Raw genomic sequence first — 11,695 nt, forward strand, 5'->3', positions numbered from 1 at the left:
AGTAAAAAGATGAGGATTCGATTAGCGTCTTTATTAGGGCTTACGGGGGCCATGATGGCTGCGGGTGTATGGAGCTGCAATTCCTCCTCTGAGGAAAAAGTGGATTTCAATGCCGAGGTACGCCCCATCATCAATGGTAAATGCATTAGCTGCCATGGAGGGGTAAAGCAGTCGGGCGAATTCAGCTTATTGTTTGAGGAAGATGCGATGGAGGTCAATAAATCCGGCAAACATGGCATCATCCCCGGCAAAGCGGAGGAAAGTGAGATGATCAAGCGTATCACTCATGCTGATCCTGAGCAACGCATGCCCCCAGAGGGCCCTGCACTGAGCAATGAGGAGGTGGAAACCCTCAAGCGCTGGATAAACCAAGGAGCGAAATGGGAGGATCACTGGTCCTTTGTGCCTCCAGATCCTGCCGAGCTAGAGCTGCAAGATAGCCAATCCCCGGACGCTAATCCTATCGATCACTTTATCATAGCTAAACTCAATGAAGTGGGGCTGGAGCCATCGCCTCTGGCGAGTCCCGAGGTCCTTGCTCGCCGATTAAGCATCGATCTGGTGGGCCTACCCCCTAGCAAAGAGATGATTCGGGATCTGCAAGCAGACAATTCCCTGAAAAATTACGAAAAATGGGTTGACCGGCTATTGGACTCTCCTTCTTATGGCGAAAACTGGGCTTCCATGTGGCTAGACCTCGCCCGCTATGCTGACTCAAAAGGCTATGAGGCAGATCGCCATCGGGAGATGTGGAAATACCGAGATTGGGTCATCAAGGCCTTCAATCAAAATATGCCCTTTGACCAATTCACCATTGAGCAGCTGGCGGGAGACTTACTGCCCAATCCCACCAAGGATCAACTGATCGCTACTGGATTCCACCGAAACACCATGACCAATGATGAAGGGGGTACGGACGATGAGGAATTTCGGGTGGCAGCAGTCCTGGATCGGGTAAATACCACCTGGGAAGTTTGGCAAGGGATCACCATGGCCTGTGTCCAATGCCATAGCCATCCTTACGACCCTATCAGACATGATGAATATTACGAATTTTATGCCTTTCTAAACAATTCTCAGGACAAGGACAGCTATCCTGTGGAGAGCCCTGTCCTTCCGGTATATACAGAAATTGATCTTCAAAAAAAGGAAAATATCCAGCGATGGATAGATTCTGTGCAAGCCTCCGGTGGAATCGCCCAAAAAGCCTCTCTGCTGAAGGCCAAAGAGGAAGAACTTAAGGAGCTCAAAAGCTATTCATTACCCATAATGCAAGAGTTAGCAGAGGAGGAGAAGAGGCAGACGTTTGTATTTGATAGAGGAAACTGGACCACCCATGGAGAGGAAGTGTATCCTGGAGTACCAGGCTCCCTTCCACCACTTCCAGAAGGCAGTCCTTATAATCGGCTCGGTATGGCGCAGTGGCTGGTAAGTGGTGAAAATCCACTCACTGCCAGGGTGACGGTAAACCGACTATGGGCGAAGCTTTTTGGAAAGGGCATAGTGCTCACCCAGGAAGACTTCGGTTCCCAAGGAAATGCCCCCACGCATCCCGAGCTGCTAGACTGGATGGCGGTACACTGGGTGCAGGACATGAAATGGGATATAAAGAAGCTGCTAAAACTAATGGTAATGTCCCAGACCTACCGACAAAGCAGCACCATCAGTGAGGAGGCTCAGGAAAAAGATCCTGCAAACTATTACCTTTCCCGAGGGCCAAGGGTTCGGCTTAGTGCTGAGCAAATCAGGGATCAATCCTTGGCCGTAAGTGGTCTTTTGAGTCCTAAGATGCTTGGACCGAGTGTCATGCCTCACCAGCCAGAGGGGATCTGGCAGGTAGTGTACAATGGTGCTCAGTGGAAAACGAGTGAAGGAGAGGATCAGCACCGAAGGGCTGTCTATACCTATATTCGTCGGACCAGTCCCTACCCTAGCATGATCACTTTTGACGGGCCGAGCAGGGAGTTTTGCATTAATCGACGGATCAACACCAATACTCCATTGCAGGCGCTGGCCACACTGAATGACCCTGTATATATAGAAGCTGCTCAAGCTATGGCTGACAGCTTACTCAAAGTATCCAATAAGCCGGAGGAGCAAATCACTAAAGGCTTTGAGATGAGTATTTTCAGATCCCCCACAGCTGATGAATTGGAGATATTGCTCTCCTTATATCAGGAGTCGAAGGGGCACTTTAGCAATAGTAAAGAAGGTCTGCAGAATTTAGACCTTACCGAAATGAATCCCGAGAAGAATGCCTTGACGGTTGTGGCCAATGCGATCATGAACCAAGATGCATTTATCACCAAAAACTAAGTCGATCATGAATCTTTTAGAAGAAATAAATTATAGAAATGCCGAGCTAAATACCCGGCGTCATTTTCTTAAAAAATGTGTCGCAGGAATGGGTTCTTTGGCTTTGGGAGGCTTGATGGGGAGTGCATTGACGGGCTGTGACTCGGACAAGGAGATCGCTGAGACCCTAATGCGGGATGCCTCCAACCCGATGAAAGCACTTCCTCCGCACTATATTGCCAAGGCAAAAAGAGTCATTTATCTTCATATGGCTGGTGCGCCATCGCAGCTAGAGCTTTTTGACTATAAGCCTGAGCTCCAGAAGCTTCATGGGCTCGACTGTCCTCCCTCCTTATTGGAAGGTAAAAGGTTCGCTTTTATCCAAGGTACACCGCAGATGCTGGGCCCACAGTTTAATTTCAATCAATATGGAGATTCCGGTTCCTGGGTATCGGACAGATTGCCGCATTTCACCGAATGTGTGGACGATGTGGCTTTTCTTAAGGCCGTCCATACGGACGAATTTAATCATGCTCCGGCCCAGCTGCTGATGCACACTGGTGGGGCAAGGCTTGGAAAACCAAGCATGGGCTCTTGGGTCACCTACGGCCTGGGATCCGAAAACCAGGATCTCCCGGGATTTGTGGTTTTGGTCTCTGGAGGCACCACGCCCAGCGCAGGAAAGAGCGTGTGGGGCAGTGGATTTTTACCTTCCGTGTACCAGGGAGTACAATGCAGAACACAGGGAGACCCCGTACTATACCTATCAGACCCTAAGGGAATGAGCAGGGAGCTACGTCAGAAGTCCATCTCCGCGATCAATAAGCTCAATCAACAGCAATATGAAGAAGTGGGTGATCCTGAAATCATGACCCGCATCTCTCAATATGAGATGGCCTTCAAAATGCAAATGTCCGTCCCTGACACCATGGACATCAATGATGAGCCACAATATATCCACGATATGTATGGCACAGAACCTGGCAAGTCCTCTTTCGCCAATAACTGCCTGCTCGCTAGAAGGCTGGCAGAAAAGGGCGTACGCTTCATCCAGCTGTACCATTGGGGATGGGATGCACATGGAGCAGGCAAAAACGAAGCCCTTAATCATGGATTTAAGGACCGCTGCAAAGAAGTGGATCAGCCGATGTCCGCCCTATTGAAAGACCTAAAGCAACGAGGATTATTGGAAGACACCTTGGTGATTTGGGGAGGCGAATTTGGCAGAACACCCATGCGGGAAAACCGTGGGGGAAAAGAGATGACCTTTGTGGGTAGAGATCACCACCTGGAGGCCTTCACAATGTGGATGGCTGGCGGCGGGATCAAGCCTGGAATCACCTTTGGGGAGACTGACGAAATAGGGTATTATGGAATAAAAGACCGCGTCCATGTCCATGATATTCAAGCCACCATTCTCAACCAATTAGGTTTAAATCATGAACGATTAACCTATAATTTTCAAGGCCGGGATTTCCGACTTACCGATGTGCATGGGAATGTCATCGAAAAAATCTTAGCTTAATCCGCTTAATCATACCTATTCACAATGAAAAAATATATTGCATCACTTATTTTAATCCTGCTTACCAGTCCCGTCTGGGCGCAGAATACGGGTCAGGAAAACGAAATATGGTTATTTTTTGGACGGTTTCACCCACTAATAGTTCACCTTCCGATAGGATTTATTCTATTGGCCTTCCTGATGGAGCTGGTAGCAAAACTTCCTCGATTTCATCATCTGAGAAGCAGCACGGGATTCGTTTTAGGATTAGGGATTATTAGTGCCTTTGGAGCCGCTTTATTAGGGTATTTCTTATCCTTAAGTGGCGAATACCAAGGCTCCACCGTTTTTTGGCACCAATGGTTAGGCATTGCCACTTTTGTATTTGCTGGCATCGCTTATTTATTAAAGTTCAAAAAACTGGAGCAGGCCTATCTAGGTTCTTTGTTTGCGAGTGTGATATGCCTTAGCCTTACCGGCCATCTTGGGGGCAACCTTACCCACGGCTCAGATTATCTGACTAGGTATATGCCGGATCCATTGAAGAGCCTCGCGGGTATTCCCACGGAGGAAGAGAACCAGCGGCCGCCAATAGAGGACATCAATGAAGCCTTGCTCTATGCAGATCTGGTCAAACCCCTGATGGAGGCCAAATGTGAAAGCTGCCATAATGCAGATAAAACCAAGGGTAAATTAAGGCTTGACAGCCCCGAGGGTTTTCTAAAAGGCGGTGAAAATGGAGAGGTATTGATGCCAGGATCTCCAGAAGAAAGTGAGCTATTCAAAAGAGTAAACCTTCCCAAAGATCATGAGGATGTCATGCCTCCAGATGGAAAAAAGCCCTTGACGGCCTCCGAGAAAGCCTTATTGGAATGGTGGATCAGTAATGAAGCGAGTTTTGACAAGAAGGTTAAAGAGGTGGAGAAAAGTGAGGATATTGCCGAAATTCTTCAGGAAATAGCCTCGCCAAAAGTGAAATGGCAAAACCCCGCTTATGCGATACAGGTCTCCGCCGCCTCCACTGAGCAAGAACAGCAGTTGGTGGAGGCAGGATTTTCCGTATCTCATTTAGCGGCCGATAGCCCTTTTCTGCAAGTCAGCTACCTTCAATCTGGCAAACCCATAGGAAAGGAGCAAATAAGTGCTCTGGAAAAGGTCTCCGACCAAGTCACCTGGTTGAATCTAGGCCATGTGACACTCGCCGAAGGATTAGACTTCTCCTTCCTGGAAAAATTCCCTCATCTCAGCCAGTTGTCCTTGCAGCGCACCTCCATTACCGATGAAGAGCTTCAGTATTTGCAGAAAATGCAGTATTTGGAATACCTCAATTTATATGGTACCCAAATCAGTGAAAAGGGAATTGCCCCGCTAAAAAAACTTGAATTTCTAACCAAAATATACCTTTGGCAGACTGAAGTGGAAGGCGCTTAAGGGCATTCTTTCAGTCGGTCAATCGTCGAAAGTTTTTATAGAATCCTCGGTCAGGTGGTGGATATCCTGAAGCTCTTCCGGGCTAAGGTACCGCCACTTGCCTACGGGAACATCCAAGGGCACATTCATAATGCGTACCCTTTTGAGTCGGGTTACTTCATAGCCCAAATAGGTACACATTCGCCGAATCTGACGATTGAGACCCTGTGTAAGGATTATTTTAAACTTCATTTTGCCCAAGGGCATGACCTTACATTTATTCGTCATGGTCCCTAAAATGGGAATACCACCCCCCATTCGCTCAATAAACTGCGGCGTAATGGGCCGATCCACGGTGACATGATATTCCTTTTCGTGATTGTTTTTGGCGCGAAGGATCTTATTCACGATATCGCCATCATTGGTCAAAAAAATCAAGCCTTCGCTGGGCTTATCTAACCTGCCAATAGGAAATATGCGCTTAGGGTGATTGATAAAATCTATGATATTATCCTTTTCTCTCTTAGTATCCGTGGTACAGACAATCCCCACAGGCTTATGAAAAGCCATATAGATAAATTCTTCCTTTGGAGGAGAGACAGGTTTCCCATCCACACTGACCACGTCACCGGGGTTCACCTTCGTCCCCAATTCGGGCACTTTGCCATTGATGCAGATGCGCCCTTCCTCCAGCAGCTTGTCCGCAGCCCTTCTAGAGCAATATCCTATTTCGCTCAAATACTTATTTATCCTTACCGAATCCCCAGCCATGGCATTATTTATTACTATTATACATCTATCTGACCAAGGTCATATTTCCCAAGCGCCCCAGCTGCTTGATGACCAAAGGCAAAGTTAGGCAAAAAAGTATTGCATGCACTTCTTGTTGCCTATTTGTGTTCTTAGTCGCATTTTATAATCCACACCTTTTAGTCAAACTAGCAACTGCGGAAATAGGAAGTATAATTAGGTGCTCAGGAAAAAAAATTTCAGCGGGCCAAACCTTCTTTCTCCCTGCTTATTTTCTTCAAAGGCCATTTGAAAGCCCATGATATGGAGCCATCCTTACCGAAGAGGCTTGTATTGCAAATTCATCGATGCCCGAAAAAAAGGCTGCACTCGAGTGAATCAATAAGTAATTTATTTCAATGCTAGAGGAGATATAGGATATTGGATAAAAGAAGCTCAATGCAAATAATGAGCAAAGCGGACAGGAATAAGTGCTTAATTTTCAATCAATATTTGAGTTGGCATTTAAAGTCATTCCTTCTTTAACTCAAAAAAAAGGATGAAACCTTGTGTACTACAAACGAATTGTAGTGGAAGGCTCATCCTCTTTAACATTTAAATTGAAATCGGCATTAATGATTTATATTATAATTTCCAGAGAGGCGATCTAAAAATCGCCTTCTGATTAAAAATAACCAGGGTTTTGTTCTATAGGCTCTAAGCCATTATTTTGTATTTCATCTAAAGGGATGGGCCAAATAAACCGAGTACTGGTATAAGGGATCGCATGACTAAGAGGGATTTCGCGATCTGTAGTATAAAAATTGACATTGGTAATGGATCGGGAAGAGGCCTTAGGTGGCACCCCATTCATTCTACCCTCACCTGATAGGCGGTGGATATCGCCAAACCTCTTACCTTCAGCCAGGAATTCAATCCTTTTCTCATTTAGGATCGCCTGTATTACACTATTTTGATCTTCCAGGCCGGCGACGGTATAGGAAGCAGCTGTAGAGGGAATTGATCGATCTCTCACTAGATTTACCAGGGTGACAGCAGCAGCGAGATCATTTAATCTGGCGCTAGCCTCTGCGGCATTGAGTACCGCTTCGGAATACCTCAAGATCACATTAGGATCGGAGAAACTGGTGGCATCGACATATTTTGTGGTATATACCCCCAATCCACCAGAGGAGGTCAATTTCCTTCTAGTGTCATCAACCATCCAGAAATCTGCTCTCCATATTAAGGGGCTGATTTTGACCAAGCCACGGCCTCCTGTATTTGGATTTCCGAGCATCGCAGGAAGGGCACCATTGGTTCCGGGGTTGGATTCGGCAGAATTCAGGAAGGAGAAAATATTATCTGTGCTTTGGCCTCCTGATCTAAAAGGAGCTGCTGGATCACTGGTTATAGCGTATTTGCCTTCCAGCTTTTTAAATTCATCCAGCACCCCTTGCCAATCTCCTTTATGGAGTTTGATACGGGTTTTCAGGGCAATAACTGCCCCCCAGCTGGCACGAAATGTTCCACCTTCATTGATCAGATCTTCTGCTTGGTCCAAATCCGCCAATAATTGATCATAATCCTCACCCACAGTACCTCGTCTCACCATCTCACCTAGGCTTATTTTAGCCACTTCATCGATTCCAAAGATCCGGTAAGGCACACCTGGGAGAGATGGGTCATCCATATAAGGTCTCGCAAAATGCACCAGAAGCTCATGATGGCTCAAAGCTCTAAGAAATAATAATTCTCCACGGTAATTGTCCCGGGTATCGGCCGTCAGAAGCCCTGATTCGAAGGCTGGATCGAGCTTTTCTAAGATAATATTAAGACGGTTGATCATCCTGTATAAGCTGATCCACATTCCATTATTATTGGCAGATGTAGGAGAGTAAGAACCTGTATAGGTGATCTCATAAAACAGCTGATCATTATACAGATCCTCACCACGCAAATCGCCCTGTTCCACATTCGCAGCTCCAAAAGGATAGCCCCGCTGAACCACATCATTGTAAAAACCTATCTGAGCCGATTCATACACTCCCAATACAGCGGACTCGATACGTGGCTCAGTGGAGAAGGCCTCATCGTCAGGAATTAAATTCGCAGGAGTGAGATCAATCACATCGCAGGAAGAAGCTAGACCTATTAAGGCAATTAATATCAAGCTCCTTTTTATATAAGTGTTAAGTATAAATTTCATATTTCAGTAGTTTAAATATTAAAAGCCAACATTTAGGCCAACAGAATAGGTACGTACTATCGGTGCTACGTTATAATCCACCCCAAACTGAAGCTGGCTGGAATACTGGTTAGCCTCTGGGTCTAGCCCCGAATACCCTGTAAACAGGAAGGGATTTTGAACCTGTGCGAAGAACCGTGCATTGGTAATCATCCCGTCAAAAGCTGAGGCCAACAGTTCTGCAGGCAAGGTGTAGCCCACAATGATATTCTGTATTCTCACAAAGTCACCTTTTTCTATAAACCTAGAATTCGAAGCGGAGTTTTGCCACATATCCTGGTCGGTAGCAGTAAAGAGTTTAGGGATATCAGTTACCTGCCCGCTCTCCGTCCAACGATTCAGGATAGAAACATGATTATTTGAAAAACCTTGTCCCAATAAGCCTCTTAGTGACTCATTCATAATATAATTACCGCCAGAAAAACGAGTAAAGATTTCTGCATCAAATTGGCCAAATTTAAAACTGTTGGACCATCCACCTTGCCATTTAGGAAGGGTGTTTCCTAGAAAATCCCGGGTGGGAAAATCTCCTAGTACAGAGATGTTTGCGGGATTTTCGGGATCATAGGCTCTCCAGGTTTTTTGATTTTTCCCATCGATATCCTGCTCAAGATTAAATTGTACGATACCCTCACCACTATAATACATTGGATTACCATTAGCGGTATTTACCCCTGCCCACTGGTAGCCATATAATTGCGCAATGGATTTCCCTTCCACTGTTCTATTATATGCAGATGAAAGAGGCTGTACCAGGCTATTAACCTTATTGCTGATAAAGGTGATATTAAAATCTGTATTCCAGCTAAAAGACTCATTTTCCAGCACTTTGGACATGACCCTCAGCTCCAGACCACTATTGGTCATGGAGCCCACATTTTGGTTTATTTTATTCTTTGGCACCCCCAGAGAAGGGATGGTTGGAGCTTCTAGTATTAGTCCATTGATATTATTTTTGAAGTAATCAGCAGAAATAGTTACTGCTCCAATATTCATATCCAAGCCTATATTTAATTTCCGGGAGGTCTCCCATTGCAATTGATTATTGGCGATCCGATCATAGCCTATACCTGCACCAGCTCCCCCCAAAACAGGGCTATAACCACCAAAAGCGGCAAAGGATCCTATTTCGGTATTACCTACCTCTGCAAAGGAGGCTCGCATTTTCAAATCGGAAATCAAATCCGAATTGAAGAAATTCTCAGCAGAAAGTCTCCAGCCAATAGATCCTCCATAAAAGGTACCACGCTTATTTCCTGCGGCAAGATCAGAGATCCCGTCATTTCTCAAGGTAAAAGAAGCAAGGTATTTTCCTTGATAGCTATAATTAAACCTACCAAAATAAGAATCAAATCCTCTCTCGGTGTACCCCCCACCCGTAAACTGGTCATTAAATGAGCCACTAATCAGGTTGTTTTTTCGGTAAAAACTATCCGATAGGTCTGAGCCTTGCCCGAAGAAATTATAGAATTTACTAAACTGATACTCCAAACCTGCGGTAATATTCAAACTATGATCATTTGCAAAGACCGTTTGGTAATTCAAGGTATTCTGCCAGTTCCATCGAGAAGCAGGGCTATACCCCATATAAACATCCCCATTTGATCCTCTGCCATCTCCATGCCTAGGGTCAAGACTTCTGAAATCATTCGCTAAGGTGATATCCACACCAATCTGGGTCTTGGCAGTTAAGCCTTGGAGAAGATCCACCTCAGCAAAAGCATTACCCATCATTCTATGCACCCGGTTACGGTACTCATTGTTTTGTATGACAAAACCAATATTTGAAATATTGTTATCAGGTCCTGCAAGATTATTACCAAAGCCTGTAGTGCTACCATTTGGAGTCACATTAAACCCATCGAAAGCGATGTTTTCCGAATCGTAAATAGGAACATTAGGCAGGGATCTCGTGGCATTATAGATGACACCAGAGAGGAAACCCGGCCCGACATTAAGCCCAACAATCTCCGTAAACGAATAAGATAAGGAGGTACCTAAGCGCACTCTATTAGAAACACTATGATTCAAATTGGCTCGGAATGAATACCTGCTGAGGTCATTGGAGATAATAGATGACTCTTGGTCGGTAAATCCTAGGGAAAAGAAGTATTTAGTGGCATCAGAGCCACCAGATATCGATAAGTTGTGCTGCTGAGTGAATCCTGCCCTGAACACCATATCCTGCCAATCGGTATTGGTTCCAAGAACGGCCAGGGGACTTTGTCCTGCATTGGTCCTTTTTTCGTTTGCTATCGACACGAATTGGTCTCCTGTTAATAATTCGAATCGATTTATTTCCTTATTTACTCCCAAAGAGGTATTATAGGATACTTTAGCTTTACCTGTTGATCCACGTTTTGTCGTGATCAGAATTACCCCATTGGCAGCGCGAGAACCATAAATGGCAGAGGCCGAACCGTCTTTCAGGACTTCATAACTCGATATATCGGCTGGATTTATATTGGCCAGAGGGTTAGAGTCCACAATCGCCGACCGGTCACTATCTAGCACCGGCACTCCGTCAATAACGATCAGAGGATTTGCATTAGAAGAAATGGAGTTTACCCCTCTGATACGAATTATCGGTCTTTGGCCTAAGACACCACTAGGGGTGGTCACCTGCACTCCAGGAGCCCGACCAGCGAACTGTGACTCAAAAGACGGAGACATAAGATTCTCTATGGCCTCACTTTTTATTGAAGCCACTGAGCCCGTTATTTCACGTCTCTCCTGTGTGCCATACCCCACGATTACTACCTCATTTAGTAATTTGACATCAAGGTCCAGGACCACATTCAGCGTACTACTGTTCGTAAGAGCCACCTCTTTGCTTTTGAATCCTACAAAACTAAATATCAAAAACTGGGTATCATCTGGAACCACCAAGGAATATTCCCCTTCCAAATTGGTCACCGTACCAATGGAAGAGTCCTTAATTTTGATATTAACTCCGGGAATACCTTCCGGCTCCTCCACTGCGCTCACCTTTCCAGTAATGGTCCGCTGAGCCATTACTGACATTACTGATATTACAGTAATCATTAAACTTAGTATAAACTTTCGCATAAGTAGTAGTATTTATTTTTAAGTCATCTTCTTTCAAAACAGCATATAAGAAACTATTAATCAAGAAATTGCAAACTCAACACCTACCTTAAAGGAGAATTATCATTTAAAAAATCCAGCTAAACTGGTAATTGGTAAAAAGCAAATAGGGTCCTGCTTTTACTTCGCCATTTACTATAAATACCTCAAATTGGAATATACTTAATTTCACCTTTGAAATCCTGAATTTAATAGTACATTGACCTCATTCTGGTAAATGGTTTGCGCAAAAACGATTGGTGATTATCAAAACAATTTGATTTTGATATGGATCTCTAAATTTGGGTTTGCTATTCTTAATTGCAATTATCTATATAAAAGATAGCTAAACGAATCAAGAAAATAAATATAAAAAATCATATATTTTTTAAAAAAAGTAAAATTCACCTATCATTATATTA

The 11,695-nt window shown here is 44.7% G+C and carries 6 protein-coding genes; 3 read left to right on the plus strand and 3 right to left on the minus strand.

Annotated features, from left to right (window positions below):
- Positions 1-9 precede the first annotated feature (9 nt).
- Genes B050_RS0110245 through B050_RS0110255 form a run of 3 tightly spaced genes read left to right on the plus strand, consistent with a single transcriptional unit; the run spans position 10 to position 5,230 of the window.
- Entirely contained in the window at positions 10-2,316 is a 2,307-nt protein-coding gene (locus tag B050_RS0110245; protein ID WP_026235786.1) for a PSD1 and planctomycete cytochrome C domain-containing protein, read from the plus strand.
- Between the two features lie 7 nt (positions 2,317-2,323).
- Positions 2,324-3,820, plus strand: coding sequence for a DUF1501 domain-containing protein (locus tag B050_RS0110250; RefSeq protein ID WP_018473829.1), 1,497 nt, complete (start codon positions 2,324-2,326; stop codon positions 3,818-3,820).
- 24 nt (positions 3,821-3,844) lie between these two features.
- Positions 3,845-5,230, plus strand: a complete 1,386-nt coding sequence (locus B050_RS0110255) for a c-type cytochrome domain-containing protein (protein WP_018473830.1) — start codon at positions 3,845-3,847, stop codon at positions 5,228-5,230.
- An 18-nt stretch (positions 5,231-5,248) separates the two neighbouring features.
- Here B050_RS0110255 and rluF read toward each other — a convergent pair whose 3' ends face one another.
- The 3 genes from rluF to B050_RS0110275 all read right to left on the minus strand — a co-directional run bounded on the left by rluF (position 5,249) and on the right by B050_RS0110275 (position 11,231).
- Positions 5,249-5,980, minus strand: coding sequence for a 23S rRNA pseudouridine(2604) synthase RluF (gene rluF, locus B050_RS0110260; protein ID WP_018473831.1), 732 nt, complete (start codon positions 5,978-5,980; stop codon positions 5,249-5,251).
- A 643-nt stretch (positions 5,981-6,623) separates the two neighbouring features.
- Positions 6,624-8,147 carry a RagB/SusD family nutrient uptake outer membrane protein gene (locus tag B050_RS0110270; RefSeq protein ID WP_018473832.1) on the minus strand — a complete coding sequence of 508 codons (1,524 nt, stop codon included), beginning with the start codon at positions 8,145-8,147 and terminating at the stop codon, positions 6,624-6,626.
- An 18-nt stretch (positions 8,148-8,165) separates the two neighbouring features.
- A complete protein-coding gene (locus B050_RS0110275; RefSeq protein ID WP_229802501.1) occupies positions 8,166-11,231 on the minus strand; it encodes a SusC/RagA family TonB-linked outer membrane protein in 3,066 nt (1,021 codons plus the stop codon).
- Positions 11,232-11,695: the final 464 nt, after the last annotated feature.

The organism is Echinicola pacifica DSM 19836, from assembly GCF_000373245.1.
GTDB classification, from domain to species: Bacteria; Bacteroidota; Bacteroidia; order Cytophagales; family Cyclobacteriaceae; genus Echinicola; species Echinicola pacifica.

Excerpts from the sequence above, each read along its gene's own strand:
- rluF (WP_018473831.1), bottom strand. The coding sequence starts at position 5,980 with ATGGCTGGGGATTCGGTAAGGATAAATAAGTATTTGAGCGAAATAGGA.
- B050_RS0110270 (WP_018473832.1), bottom strand. The coding sequence starts at position 8,147 with ATGAAATTTATACTTAACACTTATATAAAAAGGAGCTTGATATTAATT.
- B050_RS0110255 (WP_018473830.1), top strand. The coding sequence starts at position 3,845 with ATGAAAAAATATATTGCATCACTTATTTTAATCCTGCTTACCAGTCCC.
- B050_RS0110275 (WP_229802501.1), bottom strand. The coding sequence starts at position 11,231 with ATGATTACTGTAATATCAGTAATGTCAGTAATGGCTCAGCGGACCATT.
- B050_RS0110250 (WP_018473829.1), top strand. The coding sequence starts at position 2,324 with ATGAATCTTTTAGAAGAAATAAATTATAGAAATGCCGAGCTAAATACC.
- B050_RS0110245 (WP_026235786.1), top strand. The coding sequence starts at position 10 with ATGAGGATTCGATTAGCGTCTTTATTAGGGCTTACGGGGGCCATGATG.